Genomic DNA, 21977 nt, shown 5'->3' with positions numbered 1-21977 from the left:
GATATGAACAATAAAGTTTCCGGCAAGCGTCCGGGTCCCGTGGTGCTCGACGTGGTGGGCAAGCAGCTCAATGCCGAAGACGAGCGCCGCATCGCGCATCCCCTGACGGGCGGCGTGATCCTGTTTGCGCGCAATTTCGAGTCGCGCGCCCAGCTGGTGACGCTGACGCGTGCGATTCGCAATGTGCGCGACGACGTGCTGATCTGTATCGATCACGAAGGCGGCCGCGTTCAGCGCGCCAAGACCGACGGCTTCACGCACCTTCCCGCCATGGCCAAACTGGGCCAGCTGTGGGACCGCGACGTGCTGATGGCCACCAAGGCGGCCATCGCCTGCGGCTATGTGCTGGCGGCCGAACTGCGCGCCTGCGATATCGACCTGAGCTTCACGCCGGTGCTCGACCTGGACTTCGGCCGCAGCGGCGTGATCGGCGACCGTGCCTTCCACGCCGATCCGCGCGTGGTCACGATGCTGGCCAACCATCTGACGCACGGCCTGCTGCTGGCCGGCATGGCCAATTGCGGCAAGCATTTTCCGGGTCATGGCTACGTGGAAGCCGATTCCCACGTGGCGGTGCCCGTCGACGAGCGCGAGCTCGACGAGATCCTGGCGCACGACGCCCGTCCCTATGACTGGATGGGCCCGGCGCTGGCCTCGGTGATGCCGGCGCACGTGATCTACCCCAAGGTGGACCCGGCTCCAGCGGGCTTTTCGCGCTTCTGGCTCCAGGACGTCCTGCGCGCGCAGCTGGGTTTTGAAGGCGTGATTTTTAGCGACGACCTCAGCATGGAAGGCGCCAGCGTAGCCGGCACCGTCACGCAGGGCGCCAAGGCCGCGCTCGATGCCGGTTGCGACATGGTCTTGATCTGCAACAACCCGGACAAGGCCGACCAACTGCTTTCGGAACTCGATACGTCGATTTCGAAGACGTCGCAGCGCCGTATCCGCAAGCTGTTTGGCCGCCGGAAGCCGCTGGACTGGAACAAGCTCGAGCAAGAAGGCGAATACCGTGCCGCGCTGCGCCTGCTGAAGGACCTGGATCTGATCAAGTAAGGATCAGGCGGGGGCGGGCAAACCGCAGACGACAAAAAGGGCAGCCGAAGCTGCCCTTTTTTATCGCGTGGCGCCGTGAAGCTTAGTTGGCGCGGCTGCGGTATTCGCCGGTACGCGTGTCGATTTCGATCTTGTCGCCGATGTTGCAGAACAGCGGCACTTGCAGTTCGAAACCGGTGTTGATCTTGGCGCCCTTGAGCACCTTGCCCGACGAGGTGTCGCCCTTGACGGCCGGTTCCGTGTAGATGATCTCGCGGACCAGCGTGGTCGGCATATCCACCGAGATGGCCTTGTCGTTGTAGAACACCACTTCAACAGCCATGCCGTCTTCGAGGTAGTTCAGCGCGTCACCCATGCTGTCCTTCTCGACTTCGTACTGGTTGAACTCGGTGTCCATGAACACGTACATCGGGTCGGCGAAGTACGAGAACGTGCATTCGCGACGGTCCAGCACCACGACTTCAAACTTGTCGTCGGCCTTGAAGACCGACTCGCCCGGGGCTTCCGTCAGCAGGTTCTTGTACTTCATCTTGACGACGGCGGCGTTACGGCCCGACTTGTTGTACTCGGCCTTCTGAACCACCATCGGGTCGGAACCGATCATGAACACGTTGCCGACGCGGAGTTCCTGTGCGATTTTCATCTGAACTGTCTTCCTGAAAAAAATGGTCCGGGCACAAGGTAGGGGATAGCACCCGGAAATCGGTATGGCGAAGGCGCGCAGCCGGCAGTTTGTTCTTGGGCCTTGAAACTTGGCTCGCCATCAAAATCAACCGGCTATTTTACCTGATTTTCGCTAAAAGCCACGAGATTCGCTGCGAGGTCGCCCAAGTGCTGCAACTGCCGCTGCCAGCGGTCCATGCCGGCGGTCAGGGCGGGCAGCTGTGCGTGCAACGCCGCCCAGTTGGGTGCCGTGCCGTAGCCGTTCCACGCATGCGAAAACGCGATCAGGGCGTCGGATGCCTCGGGCGCCACGCCGGCCCGTGCAAAGCGGGTCAGCCAGGCATCGAGCTTGATGTGGTGCGCCTGGTCGTCCTGCGGGTAGATGTGCCAGATCATTGGCCGCGCGGCCCAGTGGGCGCGCACGCAGGAATCCTCGCCCCGTACAAAATTGACGTCGCAGGCCCAGAGCAGTTCGTCGTAGTGTTCCTGGCGGACAAACGGAATGCCATGGACGATCAGGTTGCCGCGATGGTGCGTGGTGCCTGGCGTGGGCGCCGCGTTCAGCCACTGGCCGACCTGCGTCGCGGCCAGCCCCTGCGGGATGAAGCACTCGACGGGCGTGGTGCCATCGCGCCATTGGTCGAGCAGGGCGGGGGTGGCCGGATTTTCATAGGCGAAAAGGCTGGCCTTGAGCGCGCCCGGGGTCGGCTGGACGCCGAGCCGGTGCCACAGCGTGGCCTGCGCGGCGGGGCTGGTGCGGAAGGCGTCGCGCGATGCGCCGATCATCGATTCGCGCAACAGGCCGCCCGTCCCACGTGCAAAGCCCGGGAAGAAGAAGAACTTGGTCAGTGGCAGGCGCGGATGGGGCGACGCCATGGCGTGGTGGTCGCTGACCCAGTCCTCTGCGCTCAGATACTCCAGGTTGATCCAGACCGGTTTGCGCGGCGCGGCGGCCATGGCCGCCAGGAACGATTCGGGCAGGTGGCAGGCAAACGCCTCGATCACCACGTCGTGCGGCGCTGGGGCGTCGAAAGGCGCGTCGGGCCGTGGATCCCAGCGGCGGACATCTACACCGGACAAGCGCTGATGCGTGGCGGCGGGGTCGATTTCCGGCGCAAGCCGGGCAAAGCTGGTCAGGTCATCCACCCACAGACGCACCGCGTGTCCGTGCTCCTGTGCCAGCTGGCGGGCCAGCCGCCAGCACACGCCAATGTCCCCGAAGTTGTCGATGACGGTACAGAAAATGTCCCAGGAACGGATTGGCATGGTGCGAAGGAAATGGCGAAGATACGACGACAACACGACGAAGGCGCGCGGCGGCGCGCCCGTGCCGCCGCAGTCTCGCGGGCGAATTGCTCTAAACTTGCGATTCTAGGCCAGCGTCCCACGCGGACGCACATATGGCGCACCTAATTCGTTCAATCCGCCCGCGATGCCCGAGCAGGAACCCGTCCCCCAGACCGACCCCGTGATGTCCGAATCCGAAGCCGCCTCGACCGAAGCGCAGGCGCTGGAGCCCCCCCAAGTGCCGGACTTCGATCCGCGTCCGATCCTGGCGCGGATGCCTGGGCTGCCCGGTGTCTATCGGTATTTCGACGCCGATGGCAACGTGCTCTACGTGGGCAAGGCGCGCGACCTGAAGAAGCGGGTATCGAGCTACTTCAACAAGACGCAGTTGTCGCCGCGCATCGCCATGATGGTGGGCAAGATCGCGCGGATCGAAACGACCGTCGTGCGGACCGAAGCCGAGGCGCTGCTGCTTGAGAACAATCTCATCAAAGCACTGGCGCCGCGCTATAACATCCTGTTCCGTGACGACAAGTCGTATCCGTTCCTGAAGCTGACGGGTCACAAGTTCCCGCGCATGGCGTATTACCGGGGGGCGACCGACCGCAAGCACCAGTACTTCGGCCCGTTCCCGAGTGCGCATGCGGTGCGCGAGAGCATGCAGATCCTGCAGAAGGTGTTCCAACTGCGCACCTGCGAGGACACGGTGTTCAACAACCGCACGCGGCCGTGCCTGCTGCATCAGATCCATCGTTGCACGGCGCCCTGCGTGAGCGCGATTTCGCAGGAAGACTATGCCCGTGACGTGGGCAACGCCGCCAGCTTCCTGCAGGGCCGCGAGACCGAGGTGCTCGAAGGCCTGCAGCAGAAGATGGAATCGCACGCGATGCAGTTGCAGTTCGAGCAGGCCGCCGCCGTGCGCGACCAGATTGGGGCGCTGTCGACGGTGCTCAAGCGGCAGGCCGTGGAGGAAGTGGGCCAGGCGCGCGATATCGACGTGCTGGCTGTGGCCGTGCAGGGCGGTCGGGCCTGTGTGAACCTGGCGATGGTCCGGGGCGGGCGGCATCTGGGCGACAAGGCCTACTTTCCGGCCCATGCCGATGAGGCGGCGATGATCGTCGAGGAGAGCGACGATACTGCGGAGGCATCCGAAATATCCGAGGTGCCGGACGGTCAGGCGGCAGCCGAACCTCCCGCCACGGCCGATACGGGGCCGCTGTCGGTGGACCGTATCGCCGCGCGCGTGCTGTCCGCGTTCATGATCCAGCACTATCTGGATCAGGCGCCGCCGCCGATCGTCGTGGTCAGCCATCTGCCGGCCGACGGTGCGGTGGTCGAGGCGCTGTCGATGCAGGCCGGTCGCAAGGTGGCCCTGGTGCGCCAACCCCAGGGGCAGCGCAAGGTGTGGCTGGAGATGGCCGCGCAAGGTGCCGGCCTGGCACTGGCCAGGCGCCTGGCCGAACAGGGTAGCCAGGAAGCCCGCACGCGCGCGCTGGCGGAGACCATCGGCCTCGACATGGAAGACCTGGCCATGCTGCGTATCGAGTGCTTCGACATCAGCCACACGGCAGGCGAGGCCACGCAGGCGTCGTGCGTGGTGTTTCATCACCACGAGATGCAGAACAGCGAGTACCGGCGCTTCAATATCACCGATATCACGCCCGGCGACGACTACGCGGCCATGCGCCAGGTGCTGACGCGCCGCTACCAGAAGCTGGTCGAGCAGATCCAGGAAGATGGCGGCGACCCGAACGCCGCAGGTGCCGAAGGCGTGCCCCGCATGCCGCGCGTGGTGCTGATCGATGGCGGCAAGGGGCAGGTCGAGGTGGCGCGCCAGGTATTCGAGGAGCTTGGTCTCGATATTGGCCTGCTGGTTGGCGTGGCCAAGGGCGAGGGGCGCAAGGTGGGCCTGGAGACGCTGGTGTTTGCCGACGGGCGTCCGTCGCTCGAACTAGGGCAGGGCAGCGCCGCATTGATGCTGGTGGCGCAGGTCCGCGATGAGGCCCACCGGTTCGCGATCACCGGCATGCGCGCCAAGCGGGCCAAGGCGCGCACCACGTCGCGGCTGGAGGAAATCGAAGGGGTGGGCGCGCGGCGGCGCCAGAAGCTTCTGACGCGATTTGGCGGGTTGCGCGGCGTGATGGCCGCCAGTATCGACGAGCTGGCCAGCGTGGAGGGCATTTCGCGCACGCTGGCCGAGGAAATCTACCGGCAGTTGCACTGAAGCCCGCTCCTGGGAGGTATTGGGCGGCTTTCGGCCTGAAATTAACGGGCCCGGGCCGAAATAGGCGACAATCGCGCAATCCGCCTTGGCGGCCACATCGCAGACCAGCCAGTTTCTGGCGCACGAACGCACCGCCCATGCCACTGAACATTCCCATCCTGCTGACCTGGCTTCGCGTGGCCATGATCCCGCTAGTCGTCGGGGTCTACTACCTGCCCGAGGCCTGGTTGCCGATGCATACCAAGAACGTGACGGCGGCATCGTTCTTCATCATCGCGGCAGCCACGGACTGGCTGGACGGTTTCCTGGCGCGGCGCTGGAACCAGACTTCGGCGTTCGGGGCCTTCCTGGACCCGGTGGCCGACAAGCTGATGGTCACCGCGGCGCTGCTGTCGCTGCTGGCGCTGGGGCGAGTGGCCGACCTGATCGCGCTGGTCATCATCGGCCGCGAGATCACGATTTCGGCCCTGCGCGAATGGATGGCGCAGATCGGGGCGTCGAAGAGCGTGGCGGTGAACTTCCTGGGCAAGCTGAAGACGACCGTGCAGATGGTCGCCATCCCGCTGCTGCTGTTCAATGATCCGCTATTCGGTGTGGATGCGTCGTTGCTCGGGACGCTGATGATTTACGTCGCAGCCGTGCTGACGCTGTGGTCGATGATCTATTACATGAAGCTCGCATGGCCCCAGATTCGTGAGCGTAGTGATGCCCTGAACGGGGCACGCACACAAAAATGAAATTACCTGCAAAAAGTTGTTGACGAGCCGGTTCTCTCTTTGCAATAATCTCGTTCTCGCTGCTGGCGACGCAAACGAAAGCAGCAAGATAAGCGGTACTTAGCGCGAATTGCCAGCATAAAGCTGCGTAGTTAAAAGAAGTTGCGCGATAGTCTGCTTTTCGGTATGATGCAGGGCCCTGCGGGAGTAGCTCAGTTGGTAGAGCGCAACCTTGCCAAGGTTGAGGTCGCGAGTTCGAGACTCGTCTCCCGCTCCAGGTTAATGGCATCCGGTGACATGATGATGTTCGGTCAGGTCGGCGGAACGGCAGCGCAAGCTGTCACAGCAGCAAAAGTTGTACGCGGGAGTAGCTCAGTTGGTAGAGCGCAACCTTGCCAAGGTTGAGGTCGCGAGTTCGAGACTCGTCTCCCGCTCCAATCCCAAAGGGAAGCAGCGCTTCCCTTTTTCTTTAGCGGGGTTGCATCCCGTCGCAGTGTCGGCAGTCACGACGCTCGCGGCGATTGCGGATACAATCCAGCATCGTCACCTGGCGGGGTGGCAGAGTGGTTATGCAGCGGCCTGCAAAGCCGTGTACGCCGGTTCGATTCCGACCTCCGCCTCCAGTTGCAAGCCGACGGCGCCCATGTGGCGCCGTTGTGTTTTCCAGTGCCGGCATTCGCCGAACTTCCCCAGTTTTTTGCGATTGTTCTCATCCTGAATGGGGTGACGCGCGTGCTACATTACGTCATGCCGTACGCATCCGGGACGGCGCCTGGCGTGGCAAGCCACCTCGCGTAGTCGTATTCCGATGCATTCCCTCTTGCCGCGGCGCATGGCGATGTTGTTATGCACCCGCGGTCTGCGGCCGCGCTTCCCGTACTGCCAGCAACGATCCAGGTGCTTCCCCTGTCCGTGACATGCCAATGCGCATGATGCGACGGCGGGACGGCGCGTGGGCGCGCCCGCGGTTCATCCAGATCATCGAGACAACCGGAAAGGAATCCCAGACGCATGCATCACGCCACCCCGCTTATCAGCACCATCGTCGGCGGTATCGTGCTGGCTTTCATCCTGGGAGCGATCGCCAACCGGTTCAGGCTGCCGCCGCTGATTGGCTACCTCTGCGCCGGCATCGTCGTGGGCCCGCATACGCCTGGCTACACGGCTGACCAGGCGCTGGCACCGGAACTGGCGGAACTGGGTGTGATCCTGCTGATGTTTGGCGTGGGCCTGCATTTCTCGGTCAAGGACCTGATGGCCGTGAAGAAGATTGCGATTCCGGGTGCGATCGTCCAGATCGGCATCGCCACGGCACTGGGCATGTTGGTGGCCTGGGGCTTCGACTGGCACTGGGGGCAGGGCCTTGTCTATGGCCTGGCGCTGTCGGTGGCCAGTACCGTGGTGCTGCTGCGCGCACTGCAGGAGCGCGATCTGATCGAATCTCAGCAGGGGCGTATCGCCGTGGGATGGTTGATCGTCGAGGACCTGGCGATGGTCCTGACGCTGGTGCTGCTGCCCGCCATGGCCGGTCTGCTTGGTGGCGGCGCGGAAGGCGGGGCCGCCGGGGCATCGGCGCCAACGACGATGGATGTACTGATCGAGATCTTCTGGACCCTGGGCAAGGTGGCGGCTTTCGTGGCCGTGATGATGGTGATCGGCAGGCGCTTCATCCCGTGGATGCTCGAACGCATCGTATGGACCGGTAGTCGGGAACTGTTCCGCCTGGGCGTGCTGGCCGTGGCGCTGGGCGTGGCGTTTGGCGCCTATTCGCTGTTCGGCGTGTCGTTTGCGCTGGGTGCATTTTTCGCCGGCATGGTGATGGCCGAATCGGAATTCAGCCATCGGGCCGCGGAAGAGTCGCTGCCGCTACGCGATGCTTTCGCCGTGCTCTTCTTTGTCTCGGTGGGCATGCTGTTCGATCCGATGGTGCTGGTGAACGACCCTTGGGGCGTGCTGGCGACGCTGCTGATTATCCTGGTGGGCAAGTCACTGGCCGCGCTTGGCATCGTGCGCGCATTCGGTCATGACAATCGCATAGGCCTGACGATTGCCGTAAGCCTGGCGCAGATCGGTGAGTTCTCGTTCATCCTTGCCAGCCTCGGCGTCTACCTGCACATCCTGCCGGAGCGCGGACAGGCGCTCATTCTTGCTGGCGCGCTGCTGTCGATTCTGCTGAATCCCATCATGTTCCATCTGCTCGATCGCTACACGGCGCGTGTGGATGGCGAAGGCCAGCGCGATCCTCAGCCCGCTTGAAGCGGATCGGTCCCTGGCGTTGCCACGGGCACGGCGCCACGCAAGTATTCCGTGAAGGCGAGCAGGCCCTGCGTGGGAAACTTGTCCTGGTGAATGACCAGTTGCAGCGGCCGGATCACGCGCGGCAGGCCGCTGCGCAACGCGACCAGCAGGCCCCGCTCGATTTCGTCGCGCACGACGTGGAGCGACAGGCAACTGACGCCGAAGCCGCTCATGACGGCGCGCTTGATAGCCTCGGCATTACCAAGCTCCAGCGCGTAACGCAACGCGCCGAGTTCCGGCACCAGGCGCGCCTCGATGATCTCGCGCGTGCCCGAACCGGGTTCCCGAACGATCCAGTCCGCTTCGCGCAGCAGGTCGTGCAGTATCTCGGGGCGGTCGGCGGCCGCGGCCAGTGGGTGCGACGGGCCGACGACCACTACCATTTCGTCGTCGCACCAATGCATGCCGCGCAGGTCGCGCTCGTGGCTGGTGCCCTCGATCAACCCGATGTCGGCCTCGAACTTCAGCAGGGCTTGCAGCACGTCGTGGGTATTGCCAATGCGCAGGTCCAGCGCGCAGGGGCCGGTCTGGGCGTGGCGGAAACCGGCCAGCAGTGCGGGCAGGATATAGCTGCCGATGGTATTGCTGGCGGCGATGCGCAGTTGCACGCCGCCCTCTGAGGCGAAGCGCTCCAGTTCATGGGCCTGGTCCAGCAGCGAGAGTGCGCGCGGGAAAAACTGGCGTCCCGCTTCGTTGATCGCCAATCGCCGTGCGATGCGGTCAAAAAGTGCGCTGTTCAACGCGCGTTCCAATTCCGCCAGCGACGCGCTCACGGCCGACTGAGACATCGCCAGCGACTCTGAGGCCGCAATCGTGCTGCCATGCTGGGCTACGGCGACGAACACCTGCAGTTGGCGCAGGGTCAGACGGAGCGGGCGCTGTTCCATGTCTTATCGATATATCTGATTAGGCATAACGATATTACCCGTTTTACGGGTTAGCAGCGGGTGCGTACGCTTCAAGGCATCGCAAAAGAACCAGCTCCTGTCATGTCCACGGCTCCCGCCCCGCATTCGATTTCCGTTGCCATCGCCCCGTCCACGCTGACGTTGTGGCGCAAGCGCATCCTGACGCTCCTGCCGCTGGGCGGAATTGCCTGGATTGCCCAAGTGCTGGCCGACCATCCGGCCATCTCGCAATATGGCTTGTCGGCCCTGACGCTGGCGATGTTTGCCGGCATGATCGCGGCCAACACCATGCCCAAGCACTGGCTGACGCCGCTGGCCCCGGGCATGCAGTTCGCGCGCCATCACATGCTGCGTCTGGGCGTGGCGCTGTATGGCTTGCGCCTGACGTTTGGCGCCATCGCTGCATTGGGTGTGGGTGGCATTGTGGTGCCCTTGCTGATGCTGGTGGCGACGCTGCTGTTCGGCACCTGGGTGGGCTCCTCGTTCTTCGGCCTGAGCCGCCGCGAAGCAATTCTGGTGAGTGCCGGCAGCGCCGTCTGTGGTGCCGCGGCTGCCATCGCCGTGTCTTCGGTGGTGCGGACGGACGATCGCCAGACCGCCGTTGCAGTGGCCACCGTCGTGCTGTTTGGCACGGCCGGCATGCTGCTGTACCCGTGGATGTACGAACTGGCCACGCAGCACTGGCACCTCGCGGTGAGCGAGCGCGCCTTCGGCATCTTCACCGGCGCCACGCTGCACGAAGTGGCGCAGGTGATCGCGTCGGGCAAGATGGTGAGCGACGCCACGGCCGACGCCGCCGTGGTGGCGAAGATGGTCCGTGTGCTGGCGCTGGGGCCGCTGCTGCTGGTGATGGCCCTGTGGCCGCGCACGAGCTGGTCGCAGGAATCGGGTGCCTCGCGCAACCTGAAGGGCCTGCTGCGCTCGGTGCCCTGGTTTGCGGTTGGGTTTGTCGCGGTGATGGCACTGAATTCCGCAGCGCTTGTGCCCGGTGCCTGGAAGCCCGCGCTGACGGCGCTGGACAACTGGCTGCTGGCCTGCGCGATGCTCGCCATCGGCCTGCATACGCGGATCGGCGACCTGCTGCGCGCTGGCCGCAAGCCGCTGGCACTGGCTGGCCTGCTGTTTGTCTTCCTGATGGTGGTGGGCGCCGGCCTTTGCGCGGTTCTGGTTTGAACGGCAAAGGGGGCCTGGTAGGGCTGAGATAAGCGGAGAAGCTGGTGCGGCCGACGGGACTCGAACCCGTAAGCCCGGAAAGGCGGCAGATTTTAAGTCTGCTGAGTCTACCAATTTCTCCACGGCCGCACGGCAAGCCCGGTATTGTGGTGGCTTCGCCCGCAGGAAGCAAGCTGGACACGTCACCTGCGATATGTGATCCGGCTGTTACGGGCGGTAACAATGTCGATACCACCGTTGCACCTGCAAGTTCGTGACCTCGTACAATAGCGAGTATCAGGATTCTTCCTAACTCACAGAGAGCACGATCATGAAACGTTGGTTGTTCGCAGCATTCGGTGTAGCCGCCGCGCTGGCGTCGGGCGCTGCAATGGCGCGGGTGAACGTCGACGTGGCGATCGGTGTTCCGGGCGTTGTCGTGGGTGGCCCCGCGTACTATCCGCCGGCACCTGCCTACTACGCCCCGCCGCCGCCGGTGGTTGTGGCCCCGGCGCCTGTCTATTACGGCCCGCCGCCGGTAGTGGTTCGCCCGGCCCCGGTCTATTACGGTGCCCCGCGCTACTACGGTTACGGTGGTCCTCGTTATTATTACGGCCCGGGCTGGCATGGCCGCGGTTACTATGGTGGCGGTCATGGCCACGGACACCACCACTGATCCGAGTGCCTTTCGGAAGTCATTGAAAGGTATTTGTTAGAAAGAGCCCCGGAATGGGGCTTTTTCTTTTGCCGGGCGCCCTATTGCGATCTTCTTGGCCGTCTTTTCCCAAAAGACTTGGCGGAAGATTGCGCATGTTGGTTCCCGCGCGATTTCGTCGCTCAAAGTTTTTGATGTGAACGCTCAAGTCATCTGGACATTCGGCTAGGGGTTTCCCCCTAAACTGCCTCACGTGACGCCGCTCCCACAGCAACGCTCCCAGCCATCACATGCTGATGGCGCGGCGCCCGTCGACAAACAGAACAAGGGGATTCACATGGCTCTCAAACAACGTCTGGCGGCTGTCGCCGCAATCGGCGCGCTCGCCGCGCTCTCGACTTCGGTTTTCGCCGCACCGGTCAAGTACGACATCTACAGCGGCGGCCAACGGGCTGTGGATACGCGCGATGTCTACACCGACGGCGCCCGCATCAGCAACCGGGATGTGTACACCGATGGAGCACGCGTGACTGGCTCGCGCGATGTGTATTCGGACGGAGCGCGGGTCACCGACCGCCGCGACGCATTCAGCGACGGGGCCTGACCCTCGGCGCAGACAATCCGACAGATAAGCAAGGCCCGCGGCATCGCCAGATGCCGCGGGCCTTTTCGTTTCGGATGTCCGAACGGACCGGGCGCAACATGATCGTCAAGCTTTGGGAAGGTGAAGCAGTTTCACCTCCGTAAGGCGCGGATTACGTCATTTCGCGGGGAAGGGCCGCGATATACTGCAGCCTCAACCCTGAACGATGGAGAGAGGTATGCAGCAAAAGACCGTACTGACGACTGACGACGTGAAGAAGGTGCTGGTCGCCGCCGAGGCCGAAGCCACGGCAAACAACTGGGCTGTCACGATTGTGGTTGTCGACGACGGTGGTCATCCGCTCGGCTCGATTCGCCTGGATGGCGTGGCCCCGATCTCGGCCTACATCGCCACGGAAAAGGCGCGTACGGCTTCGCTGGGCCGTCGCGAATCCAAGATCTACGAAGACATGATCAACAATGGCCGCTACTCGTTCATGACCGCGCCTGTGCTGCAAGGCATGCTGGAAGGCGGCGTGCCCATCGTGGTGAACAACCAGGTGGTGGGTGCCGTGGGCGTGTCGGGCGTGAAGTCGACTGAAGACGCGCAGATTGCGCGCGCCGGCATCGCTGCCCTGGGCATCTGAGCCGTCGTTGCTCCCGGGCGCTGAAGCGCTGACAGGAAGCAAAAAGCCCCGCAGGCGCAACGCCTGCGGGGCGGTATAAAAAATGGCATGGCTGGCATCGGCCGGTCGGGCAAAGGGTCTGGAATGTTTGCCTGACAGGAGACTCCGATCGTCTGACTACTGCCGAACACCCGTTGGACGGGTGGTCCCCACAAAAGTCGTTACAGATGAATCCGGCGCTGCCGCAGGCTGCTTGCCTGCTTCTGCCGTTACTTGGTCAGGATCAACTTGCCGTAGCGCGTGACGCGCAGCGTATAAACGTCGCCGTTATGCAGGATGGGCAGCGTCGTGGCCCCTTGCATGATCGCCTCGAGGGGCACGGCAGGAGTGTCGGTGTTGTTGGTCGGCGTCTGGCGCATCAGCGCTTCCAGGCGAGCGGGCAGGCCGGCGACCGCCGACTTGACCGATTCCAGTGCGGACGAGGCCGTCGACGAAGCGCCTGACGACGCAGCGGTGTCGCGGCGCGCCTGCGGGGCAACCTCCACGCGGCGCAGGGACAGGCGGCGACGCGTGACTTCACGCGGTTGCGACAGCGGCAGGCTCAGGGTGCTCATGGTCTTCTCCGTTCGACGTTCCGGTGTTCTGTCTGAGGACAGACGGTGGATGACTGCTCGATTCGCGGGGTGCGAATCACGATGAAAATGATCATAAATGAGAACCGTTATCATTACAAGCCTCCTGTCATGAAGTTACATCTGGGACGCAATCGTTGCGAGGATGGGCGAATGCGATGCGGCTCCAACCGGCGAATCGGCTTGTCTACAGATGCAAAAAGGGCACCCTAGGGTGCCCTTTTTGTCGCTAAACCGAACGGTTGCGAGGATCAGTGCTTCGGTTCGGTGATGAAGCCGATCTTGCCTAGGCCGCCGTGCTGTGCGGCGGCCATGACTTCGGCCACGCGCTCGTAGCGGACGTCGCGGTCGGCGCGCAGATGCAGTTCCGGCTGCGGCTGCAGTTGCGCTGCGTTCGCAATGCGCTGCTCCAGCTGCGTCTCGTCTACTTCTTCCTGGTTCCAGTAGACCTTGCCTTGCGCATCGACAGAAACATTGATGCTCTCTGGCTTGGCGTTGTTGGGCTGGTTGGTCGCACGCGGCAGATCGATCTTGACCGCGTGGTTGATGACGGGAATCGTAATGATGAAGATGATCAGCAGCACCAGCATGACGTCCACTAGCGGTGTCATGTTGATCTCGCTCATCACCTCGTCATCGTCGCCGTCGAGGGTGCCGAATGCCATGATGCTTTCCTTCAGGCGCTACGAATCAGCGCTCAGTTCTTGACGGCCAGGCGCATCGACGCATCGTCGGCAGCGCGATTGGCGGAGGTCGGACGCACGCGTGCGCCGGTCACGAAGTAGGCGTGCAGGTCGTGCGCGAAGCGGTTCAGCTTGCTGATCACGCCCTTGTTGCCACGGCTCAGGGCGTTGTAGCCCAGCACGGCGGGGATGGCCACGGCCAGGCCGAAAGCCGTCATGATCAGGGCCTCGCCCACGGGGCCGGCTACCTTGTCGATGGTCGGCACGCCCGAGGCGCCGATGCCGATCAGGGCGTGATAGATGCCCCACACGGTACCGAACAGACCCACGAACGGTGCGGTGGAACCGACCGAAGCCAGCACGGCCAGGCCCGATTGCATGCGGGCAACCGCTTCGTCGATCGAGCTCTTCAGCGAGCGGGTCAGCCAGTCGGAAATGTCCAGCGCGTCATGCAACTGCGGCTGGCTGGCGCGATGGTGCTGGGCGGCTTCCTTGCCGGTCACGGCCAGCGTACGGAACGGGTTGGCGTCGCTGGCGCCCAGCGTATCGAGCGCGTGGTCGAAATCGTCCGAGTGCCAGAAGCGCTTTTCCGCGCCGTGCGCCATCTTCTTGAGGCGAACCAGATCCCACGCCTTGGTGAGAATCACGATCCACGACAGCAGCGACATGATCAGCAGAATGATGGCGGTCGCGCGCATGACGAAATCGCCTTGCGACCAGAGGTGGGAGAGTCCGAGGTCCTGCATGGTGGTTCCTGAAAGTGTCAGTGTTAGGAAAATTCTGGTGGATCTGGTCGATCAGTTGGCAATTTGCCAGTTGATCGGCTGATCCGGAGTTACTTGCACCGCCCGGCCGTTCAGCATGAATGGCTTGCAGCGCATCGCCTTCACGGCTTCCACTGCGGCATCGTCCAGCCGGCTGGATCCGCTCGATTTCTTGACCACTGCCTTGATGATCTTACCTTTCTCGTCGATGGTCAGATTCACAATGGTTGTGCCAGATTCGCCCAGTCGCTGCGACTGACGGGGATAGACTGGCTGGGCGCGTGAACATTCGATCTCATCGATACCCACGGCACGCGGCGCGGCATTCGCCGGTGCGGCCGGCGCAGCGGGCTCCGGTGCCGGCGCGGGTGGCGCAGGCGGAGCGGGCGGCGCTTCGATCGCCGTGGGCGACGGCGGCAGCGATGCCACAGGCGTGGGCGTGGGTTGCGGCTTCGGTGGCGCCGGGCGTGGTGTCACGACCTTGACCTGCTTGGGCGGGGTTTGCTGCTTGGGCGGCTCTGGCGCCGGCGCTTGTCGCGGCGGCTCCATCGGGATGATGCGGGCGATGATTTCCGGGGCGATGATGGCCTCCGTCATCTTGCGGGCCAGCCCGCTCTGGATCAAATACAGCAGTCCGACATGGAACAGCAGGACTGCAACGGTGATCTTTAAAAATCGTTGATCGAACATGAGAGGAACGACAGGTGTCCGCCTGGCGGCACAATCACTTGCGGTAGAACAGGATCAGCGAGATGCCACATCCGACCAGCAGGCTCAATAGCAATTCCATGATGATAACGCTCCAAAGAAACACAGCTGACTAGTAACCGGTTACAGGGGGAGCGCCACTCTTGGGCAGCGTATCAGCGGGATAGTATAAACGATAATGATTCTTATTTGTTGCACATTGTGCAATGCATGACGATATTCTGCGGACGCTTCATTGCGCATGCCGCAGCAATGCGGGCAGGATGTCGGTCTGGCGCTACGTGGGGCAGCACGCGCCGCAGCATGCCGCCAATGCCCCACCCGCGGAAATCCGCGCTACGATTAACAGGAATCCCCAGTTAGCGGCAGACACGGCACAGGCCAGGCGGTCCCTGCGGTCCGGACGCCCCGTGCCCCGTGCGAAGGGAACCAGCCATGGATTTCACCCGTTTTGCTGAAGACGACCGCATGATGGACGACCGCAGCACACTGTTGCGCGCGTCGTCCGGCACGGTGGGCACTTCGGCCCTCGACTGGATGTGCGCCCAGTTTGCGCTGCGCGTGGTCTGCGCGCTTGGACCGCGTTTCAATCTGCGTAGCAATATCAATGACGTGCTGACCGTCAGCGCGCAGGAAATGGTGTGGCCGTACGGCGTGGTGCTGCGCGTGCAGCGCTTCCTGTCCGCGCGTTGTGCCGACATGCCTGCGTGGAAGGGCGCCTCGCGCCTGTCGCCGGAGGAATTCCTAGAGCGCCACGGCCAGTGGAACAGCGCCTTCGACGAAAGCGCGCTGTTTTACTATCTGGACGAATACGTCAAGCACCACGCCAAGGACATGTTCGCGGTATTTGCCGCATCGTCGGCCGCGATTGCGTCGCGGCTCGACGGCGAGCGCGTGCTGCTGGTGCGCAATATCGACATGCTCAGCCACGTGCTGAACCTGCCCGACCACGAGCGCAAGTTGCTGCTCTACGCGGCGCTGGCCAAGTACAAGCGCGACCTGCGGGCGGTGATGGTCGACTGCAAGGTTGCGCATAGCCAGGAAGCGTTCCAGATCCTGGGCGGCCTGACCGCGGCCAGTCCGGCCGATATCGCGGCGTCGCTGCGGCCGGGGTCGCGCCTGGAGACGCTGAACCTGATCGAGCAGCCGCTGCCGGAAAACAGTGTCACGGACCTGGGCGACCTGATGCGCCTGTCCGACCGCCTGCTGCACGTACTGCTGGGCAACTACGCGAGCGAGGCCGAGATGATGGCGGTCTTCACGCGGCCCGCGGCGCCCCCCACGCTGGGCACCACCGACTATCCACATGTCGAAACCGATGCCCGCTATCTGACCGCCTTGCTCGGCAACGCCACGCGCCAGAACGCCAGCGGCGTGAACGTGCTGATCTATGGGCCGCCCGGCACGGGCAAGACCGAATTCGCCCGGCTGGTGGCGCGCGAAGCCGGTTGCGAACTCTATGAGGTGGACTGCTTCGACCGCGATGGCAACAGCCTCTCGGGCAAGGACCGCTACCGGTCGTTGCAGGTGTCGCAGGCGTTTCTGCGCGGCCGTCCGCGCACGGCGCTGCTGTTCGACGAGGTCGAGGACGTGTTTCCGGGCAGCGCGCGCGAACTGATGAGCCTGTTCGGCCAGGAAGACACGCGCGCGTCCGTCAACGGCAAGGCGTGGGTCAACCAGACGCTGGAGCAGAACCCCGTGCCTGTGATCTGGATTTCCAATTCGATCCGGCAGATCGACCCGGCCTATCTGCGGCGCTTCCAGTTTCATCTCGAATTGAAGATTCCACCACCTCTGGTGCGCGAGAACATTATCCGCAAGCACCTTGGCAGCCTGGCGGTCAGCGATGCCTTCGTGGCAACGCTGGCGGCGCGCAAGACGCTGACGCCCGCGCAGGTGCAGTCGGCCGCGCGCTTTGTGGAACTGGCACGGCCCGATGTCGATGAACCTGTCGAGGCGCTGATCCTGCGCCAGCTTGAACATGCCGACCGTGCCATGGGTCTGCGCCCCGAGGCCGAAGCTCGCCCGGTGGTGACCCACTACCGGCTGGACAACCTGAATCTGGAAACGCGCTACGCCGTGGAAAAGATCGTGCAGGCGCTGGGTGCGCGCCAGCGCGGCACACTGTGCTTCTATGGGCCGCCCGGCACCGGCAAGACGGCGCTGGCCGAGCACATCGCGGCGGCGCTGGACCTGCCGTTGATGATCCGGCGGGCCTCCGACCTGATGAGCAAGTACGTGGGCGAGACCGAGCAGCAGATCGCTGCCATGTTCGCGCGGGCCGAGGAAGACGGTGCGGTGCTGCTGCTCGACGAGGCGGACAGCTTCATGCAGAGCCGCCAGCAGGCGGTGCGCAACTACGAGGTGTCCGAGGTCAACGAAATGCTGCAAGGCATGGAGCGCTTCAACGGCATTTTCGTCTGCACTACCAACCTGTTCGAGCGCATCGACGAGGCGGCGCTGCGGCGTTTCTCGTTCAAGATCCGCTTCCTGCCGCTCAAGCCCACGCAGCGCGAGGCGATGTTTGTCGACGAGGCACTCGACGGCGATGCCGGGCGCATGACCGATGCCATCCGGCGCGATCTCGACAGCATGGATTGCCTGACGCCGGGCGATTTCGCCACGGTGAAGCGTCAGTCAGTGGTGCTGGGCGAGGCGCTGACCGCTGACGAATTCCTGGCCCAACTGCGCCAGGAACATTCCGTGAAGCCCGAGGTGCGGCATCACAAGCCGGTAGGCTTTATTCAGTAGCCCCGATGGCAGGCGCAGGCTCGATGGCCACCGTCTCGGCGCCGGCTTCCACGTTGAGCAGCGCCCAGGCCATCTCGCGCAGGTGCGAGGCGTCCTTGGTCGACAGGTAACGGATGGCCGGCGTCGCGTCGGGGCTGGCTGCCAGTCCGAATTCGGCCAGCTTGCGGGCGAGCTGGCGAGCGATGGCCGTACCGGTGTCGATCAGCGTCAGTCGGTTGCCGACCATGTCGCGAATCGTCTCCGATAGGAAAGGATAGTGGGTGCAGCCCAGCACCAGGGTATCGGCGCCCGCGTCCAGCATGGGCCGCAGATAGAGGTCGAGTTTCTCGCGGATCGCCGGGCCCGATACGTCGCCCTGTTCGATCAGCGAGACCAGCCCATGGCCAGCCGCGCACAGGTACTGGCTTTCATCCGCCAGCGACGTCAGCAGGCGGTTGAACTTGGCACTCTTCAGCGTATTGGCGGTGGCCAGTACGCCCACCACCTTGCTCTGGCTTGACAATGCCGCGGGTTTGAGCCCCGGTTCCACGCCGATGATCGGCACGTGCAGGCGCTCGCGCAGCGTCTGCACGGCATGCATGGTCGCCGTGTTGCAGGCGATCACCAGTGCCTTGCAGCCCTGGGCCACCAGCCATTCGCAGACCTGCAGCGTGCGGGCTTCGACAAAACGCTCGGGCTTGTCGCCGTATGGCGCGTAGCGGGAATCGGCGAAGTAGATCAGCGACTCGTGCGGCAGCATGGCGCGCACTTCGCGCAGGACCGACAGGCCGCCAAGGCCTGAATCGAAGATGCCGATGGGGGAGGGGTTCACGCCAGGACTCGGGAATGAAAAAAGCCGGACAACATTTGTCCGGCTTTGCACTGCAATTGACCAGCTTGGCGATCAGGCTGCTGCGACCGGAATCTTGCCGATCTTGGCCTGCCACTCGGCGGGGCCGGTCTTGTGAACCGACGTGCCCGAGCTGTCCACGGCCACCGTCACCGGCATGTCCTTGACGTCGAACTCGTAGATGGCTTCCATGCCCAGGTCTTCAAAGGCCAGCACCTTCGCGCCGCGGATTGCCTTCGACACCAGGTAGGCGGCGCCGCCCACGGCCATCAGGTAGGCCGACTTGTGCTTCTGGATCGATTCGATCGCCACCGGGCCGCGCTCGGCCTTGCCGATCATCGCGATCAGGCCGGTCTGCGACAGCATCGTCTCGGTGAACTTGTCCATGCGGGTGGCCGTCGTCGGGCCGGCCGGGCCAACCACTTCGTCGCGCACCGGGTCCACGGGGCCCACGTAGTAGATCACGCGGTTCGTGAAGTCCAGGGGCAGCTTCTCGCCGTTGGCGAGCATGTCGGCGATACGCTTGTGCGCGGCGTCGCGGCCGGTCAGCATCTTGCCGTTCAGCAGCAGCGTCTGGCCCGGCTTCCACGAAGCCACTTCCTCCGGCGTCAGCGTGTTCAGATCCACGCGCTTCGACGTTTCGGTGTTCGGAGCCCACTCCACCTGCGGCCAGGCCGACAGGTCAGGGGCTTCCAGCTTGGCCGGGCCGCTGCCGTCCAGCGTGAAATGCACGTGGCGGGTGGCCGCGCAGTTCGGGATCATCGCCACGGGCTTCGATGCCGCGTGCGTCGGCGATGCCATGATCTTGATGTCCAGCACGGTGGCCAGGCCGCCCAGGCCTTGCGCGCCAATACCCAGCGCGTTGACCTTCTCGTACAGCTCGACGCGCATTTCCTCGATCCAGTCCTTCGGACCGCGGGCGATGATGTCCTGGATGTCGATGGATTCCATCAGCGATTCCTTGGCCATCACCATCGCCTTTTCGGCGGTGCCGCCGATGCCGATGCCGAGCATGCCCGGCGGGCACCAGCCGGCGCCCATCGTCGGCACGGTCTTCAGCACCCAGTCGACGATCGAGTCGGACGGGTTCAGCATCACGAACTTCGACTTGTTTTCCGAGCCACCGCCCTTGGCGGCGACCTGGATGTCGACGGTGTTGCCCGGCACCACTTCATAGTGGATCACGGCCGGGGTGTTGTCCTTGGTGTTCTTGCGGGCGCCTTCGGGCGGGCTGACGATCGACGCGCGCAGCACGTTGTCCGGGTGCGTGTAACCGCGGCGCACGCCTTCGTTGATCATCTCGGTCAGGCCCATCGTGGCGCCATCCCAGCGCACGTCCATCCCCACCTTGACGAAGATCGTGACAATGCCGGTGTCCTGGCACAGCGGGCGCTTGCCTTCGGCGCACATGCGGCTGTTGGTCAGGATCTGGGCAATCGCGTCCTTGGCGGCCGGACTCTGTTCCAGCTCATAGGCACGGCCCAGGCTGGTGATGTAGTCCATCGGGTGGTAATAGCTGATGTACTGCAGCGAGTCGGCGACGCTCTGGATGAGGTCTTCTTGCTTGATGACTGTCATTTTGTGGGGGAGGGCAGCGGTGAAACACAGCCCGGGATGATACACCGTGGCGGCGACGGCTGTACGGGATGCATACAGCCGTCGACACCTTTGGTCGGGTATTGCTGCGAGGCGAATGAGTCACCTAGGCGGGGAAGGGTGCCTAGTGTGCCTGTTGCGCCGCACCATCGGTGCCGTGGCCGGCGGCGGGGTGCGGATGCGACACCATCCGGTCCACCCAGGCCATGGCCAGCGCCGATGCCAGGAACGCCACGTGGATGATCACCTGCCACATGATCGTGTGCGTGCTGCGTTGCTCGGCGTCGATGAAGGTCTTCAGCAGGTGGATCGACGAGATGCCGATCAGCGCCATCGACAGCTTGACCTTCAGCACGCCGGCGTTCACGTGGTCCAGCCACTCGGGCTCGTCGGGGTGGTTGTCGATGCCCAGGCGCGACACGAAGGTCTCGTAGCCGCCCACGATCACCATGATCAGCAGGTTCGAAATCATCACCACGTCGATCAGGCCCAGCACCACCAGCATGATCTTGGTTTCGTCATAGGTGGTGACGTGCGACACTAGGTGCCAGACCTCGGCCAGGAAGTGATAGACATAGACGCCCTGCGCGACGATCAGGCCCAGGTACAGCGGCAATTGCAGCCAGCGCGAGGCAAAAATGATGCGGGGAATGGGACGAAGGGGGCGTAGCGGGGTGTGTTGGGCCATGGGCGATGCCGGAAGAAGATGTCAATGTCAGCAGACAATCGAAGTGGGCGTCGATTGTACCGTGCGCCCCATGACACCTGACAGCGCGGCCGGGTAACGTTTGGTTAGCGTGGCCGGCCGTTCAGCGCTCGCCGTGCCATGGGCCCCGGCCAGCTGGCAATCGCGATGCCGCCCAGCACGCAGCCCAGCGCCATCGCGTGCGCCCAACCGGGGCGCTCGCCCAGCACCACGATGCCGTAGACCGCCGCCGCCACCGGCAGCACCGAGGTAAAGACCCCGGCCAGATGCGCGGGCACATGGCGGATGCCCTTCATCCATAGCCAGAACGAGAACACGCTGGCCGACAGCGCGTACCAGACCAGCATGGCCCAGGTGGTGCCGTCCACGCTGCCGAAATCGAAGGTCAGCAGTGGCACGATGCCCAGCGGCAGCATCAGTGCGCCACCGATCAGGTGGGTGTAGGCGCAGATCTCGATGGCGGCCAGTGTTTGCGAGAGGCGCCGCGACAGAATCACGTAGATCGATTCGCAGACCACGGCGCCCAGGATCATCACGTTGCCAAGCAGTGCGTTGCCGCTGCCCAGACCGGGGCCGTCATGGCCGCCGCCGCGCGCGATATTGAGCACGGCGATGCCGGCCACGGCCAGCAACACCGAGAACACCGTGCGGCGTGACAATCGCTCGCGCAGCCATAGCCACGACAGGATGGCCACCGTGGCGGGGATGGTGCTGGTAATCACGCCCGCTGCCATCGCGCTGGTCAGCCGCACGCCGCCGAGCATCAGCAGCGTGAACATGAACGTACCGAAGAACGCCATCAGGAACAGGTTCAGCCATTCGCCGCGCGACACCATGCGCATGCGCGCCGGCCGGTACCACGGCGCCAGGCATGCGATGGCGATCAGGAATCGCATCAGCGCGAACAGCAGCACGGGCACATGGGCAATGATCGATTTTCCTAGCCCGACATTGCTGCCGACGAGGGCCATGGCGGCGATCAGGAAAAGGGCGTAGATAGGCAAGTTCGTCTGATGGAGAGCATCACGTGCGGCCATCCGGGCGGAGGCCTTCGCATGCCATGGGCCGGAAGCCGCCACCCAGCCAATGCAAGCCATTTGAAAGGGCGTGCGCCGCGTTCAGGTATTTGGGTCCGGCGCATTAT

General features: G+C 63.9%; 20 protein-coding genes and 4 tRNA genes. 12 read left to right on the top strand and 12 right to left on the bottom strand.

Annotated elements, in window-relative coordinates:
- Nucleotides 1-3: 3 nt before the first annotated feature.
- Nucleotides 4-1053 carry a beta-N-acetylhexosaminidase gene (gene nagZ / locus CYJ10_RS19540; RefSeq protein WP_101683116.1) on the top strand — a complete coding sequence of 350 codons (1050 nt, stop codon included), beginning with the start codon at nt 4-6 and terminating at the stop codon, nt 1051-1053.
- Between the two features lie 82 nt (nt 1054-1135).
- Here the strand turns inward: nagZ and efp are convergent, their stop codons facing one another.
- Both efp and earP read right to left on the bottom strand, forming a co-directional pair.
- The gene (efp, locus tag CYJ10_RS19535; protein WP_101683115.1) at nt 1136-1696 is read right to left on the bottom strand and encodes an elongation factor P; all 561 of its coding nucleotides are present in this window, start codon (nt 1694-1696) and stop codon (nt 1136-1138) included.
- A gap of 134 nt (nt 1697-1830) precedes the next feature.
- Entirely contained in the window at nt 1831-2982 is a 1152-nt protein-coding gene (gene earP, locus CYJ10_RS19530; RefSeq protein WP_101683199.1) for an elongation factor P maturation arginine rhamnosyltransferase EarP, read from the bottom strand.
- A gap of 205 nt (nt 2983-3187) precedes the next feature.
- On the opposite strand from earP, the gene uvrC reads away from it, so the two are divergent.
- The 6 genes from uvrC to ybaL all read left to right on the top strand — a co-directional run bounded on the left by uvrC (nt 3188) and on the right by ybaL (nt 8199).
- Nucleotides 3188-5227, top strand: coding sequence for an excinuclease ABC subunit UvrC (uvrC, locus tag CYJ10_RS19525; RefSeq protein ID WP_257993426.1), 2040 nt, complete (start codon nt 3188-3190; stop codon nt 5225-5227).
- 137 nt (nt 5228-5364) lie between these two features.
- The gene (pgsA, locus tag CYJ10_RS19520) at nt 5365-5964 is read left to right on the top strand and encodes a CDP-diacylglycerol--glycerol-3-phosphate 3-phosphatidyltransferase (RefSeq protein ID WP_101683113.1); all 600 of its coding nucleotides are present in this window, start codon (nt 5365-5367) and stop codon (nt 5962-5964) included.
- Between the two features lie 180 nt (nt 5965-6144).
- Nucleotides 6145-6220, top strand: a tRNA-Gly gene (locus tag CYJ10_RS19515).
- 84 nt (nt 6221-6304) lie between these two features.
- A tRNA-Gly gene (locus CYJ10_RS19510) sits at nt 6305-6380 on the top strand.
- A gap of 112 nt (nt 6381-6492) precedes the next feature.
- Nucleotides 6493-6566 (top strand) — tRNA-Cys (locus CYJ10_RS19505).
- A gap of 388 nt (nt 6567-6954) precedes the next feature.
- Nucleotides 6955-8199 carry a YbaL family putative K(+) efflux transporter gene (gene ybaL / locus CYJ10_RS19500; RefSeq protein ID WP_101683112.1) on the top strand — a complete coding sequence of 415 codons (1245 nt, stop codon included), beginning with the start codon at nt 6955-6957 and terminating at the stop codon, nt 8197-8199.
- Here ybaL and CYJ10_RS19495 read toward each other — a convergent pair.
- The gene (locus CYJ10_RS19495; protein WP_101683111.1) at nt 8187-9128 is read right to left on the bottom strand and encodes a LysR family transcriptional regulator; all 942 of its coding nucleotides are present in this window, start codon (nt 9126-9128) and stop codon (nt 8187-8189) included. The two genes, ybaL and CYJ10_RS19495, sit on opposite strands and share 13 nt — an antisense overlap.
- Nucleotides 9129-9230: 102 nt before the next feature.
- Here CYJ10_RS19495 and CYJ10_RS19490 point away from each other — a divergent pair, with 102 nt between their 5' ends.
- Complete coding sequence (locus CYJ10_RS19490; protein WP_101683110.1) at nt 9231-10322, top strand: YeiH family protein; 1092 nt, start codon at nt 9231-9233, stop codon at nt 10320-10322.
- Nucleotides 10323-10364: 42 nt separating this feature from the next.
- Here the strand turns inward: CYJ10_RS19490 and CYJ10_RS19485 are convergent.
- Nucleotides 10365-10451: transfer RNA gene (locus CYJ10_RS19485), tRNA-Leu, on the bottom strand.
- A gap of 181 nt (nt 10452-10632) precedes the next feature.
- On the opposite strand from CYJ10_RS19485, the gene CYJ10_RS19480 reads away from it, so the two are divergent.
- The 3 genes from CYJ10_RS19480 to CYJ10_RS19470 all read left to right on the top strand — a co-directional run bounded on the left by CYJ10_RS19480 (nt 10633) and on the right by CYJ10_RS19470 (nt 12185).
- Nucleotides 10633-10977 (top strand): hypothetical protein, encoded by a 345-nt coding sequence (locus tag CYJ10_RS19480; protein WP_101683109.1) that lies wholly within the window; start codon nt 10633-10635, stop codon nt 10975-10977.
- 316 nt (nt 10978-11293) lie between these two features.
- Nucleotides 11294-11560, top strand: coding sequence for a hypothetical protein (locus CYJ10_RS19475; RefSeq protein ID WP_101683108.1), 267 nt, complete (start codon nt 11294-11296; stop codon nt 11558-11560).
- 217 nt (nt 11561-11777) lie between these two features.
- The gene (locus CYJ10_RS19470) at nt 11778-12185 is read left to right on the top strand and encodes a heme-binding protein (protein WP_101683107.1); all 408 of its coding nucleotides are present in this window, start codon (nt 11778-11780) and stop codon (nt 12183-12185) included.
- Nucleotides 12186-12433: 248 nt separating this feature from the next.
- On the opposite strand, the gene CYJ10_RS19465 is transcribed toward CYJ10_RS19470, so the two are convergent.
- The 4 genes from CYJ10_RS19465 to CYJ10_RS19450 form a co-directional block, all read right to left on the bottom strand.
- Complete coding sequence (locus tag CYJ10_RS19465; protein ID WP_101683106.1) at nt 12434-12778, bottom strand: hemin uptake protein HemP; 345 nt, start codon at nt 12776-12778, stop codon at nt 12434-12436.
- A 269-nt stretch (nt 12779-13047) separates the two neighbouring features.
- Nucleotides 13048-13461 carry an ExbD/TolR family protein gene (locus CYJ10_RS19460; protein WP_101683105.1) on the bottom strand — a complete coding sequence of 138 codons (414 nt, stop codon included), beginning with the start codon at nt 13459-13461 and terminating at the stop codon, nt 13048-13050.
- Nucleotides 13462-13493: 32 nt separating this feature from the next.
- Nucleotides 13494-14225, bottom strand: coding sequence for a MotA/TolQ/ExbB proton channel family protein (locus CYJ10_RS19455; protein ID WP_101683104.1), 732 nt, complete (start codon nt 14223-14225; stop codon nt 13494-13496).
- A 51-nt stretch (nt 14226-14276) separates the two neighbouring features.
- The gene (locus CYJ10_RS19450) at nt 14277-14933 is read right to left on the bottom strand and encodes an energy transducer TonB (RefSeq protein WP_101683103.1); all 657 of its coding nucleotides are present in this window, start codon (nt 14931-14933) and stop codon (nt 14277-14279) included.
- Nucleotides 14934-15386: 453 nt separating this feature from the next.
- Between CYJ10_RS19450 and CYJ10_RS19445 the strand changes: the two genes are divergently transcribed.
- Nucleotides 15387-17702: an AAA family ATPase gene (locus tag CYJ10_RS19445; RefSeq protein WP_101683102.1), complete on the top strand. Its 2316-nt coding sequence runs from the start codon at nt 15387-15389 to the stop codon at nt 17700-17702.
- On the opposite strand, the gene murI is transcribed toward CYJ10_RS19445, so the two are convergent.
- From murI to CYJ10_RS19425, 4 genes are all read right to left on the bottom strand, one after another.
- Nucleotides 17692-18513 (bottom strand): glutamate racemase, encoded by an 822-nt coding sequence (murI, locus tag CYJ10_RS19440; protein WP_101683101.1) that lies wholly within the window; start codon nt 18511-18513, stop codon nt 17692-17694. The two genes, CYJ10_RS19445 and murI, sit on opposite strands and share 11 nt — an antisense overlap.
- 72 nt (nt 18514-18585) lie before the next feature.
- Nucleotides 18586-20109, bottom strand: a complete 1524-nt coding sequence (locus CYJ10_RS19435) for a fumarate hydratase (protein ID WP_101683100.1) — start codon at nt 20107-20109, stop codon at nt 18586-18588.
- Between the two features lie 142 nt (nt 20110-20251).
- Nucleotides 20252-20815 (bottom strand): TIGR00645 family protein, encoded by a 564-nt coding sequence (locus CYJ10_RS19430; protein ID WP_101683099.1) that lies wholly within the window; start codon nt 20813-20815, stop codon nt 20252-20254.
- 104 nt (nt 20816-20919) lie between these two features.
- Complete coding sequence (locus tag CYJ10_RS19425) at nt 20920-21837, bottom strand: DMT family transporter (RefSeq protein ID WP_180862995.1); 918 nt, start codon at nt 21835-21837, stop codon at nt 20920-20922.
- Between the last annotated feature and the right edge of the window lie 140 nt (nt 21838-21977).

Source organism: Cupriavidus pauculus (assembly GCF_002858765.1).
Classification (GTDB): Bacteria; Pseudomonadota; Gammaproteobacteria; order Burkholderiales; family Burkholderiaceae; genus Cupriavidus; species Cupriavidus pauculus_B.
The sequence above is the reverse complement of the archived record's forward strand: the minus strand, read 5'-3'. Positions and strand labels throughout refer to the sequence as shown.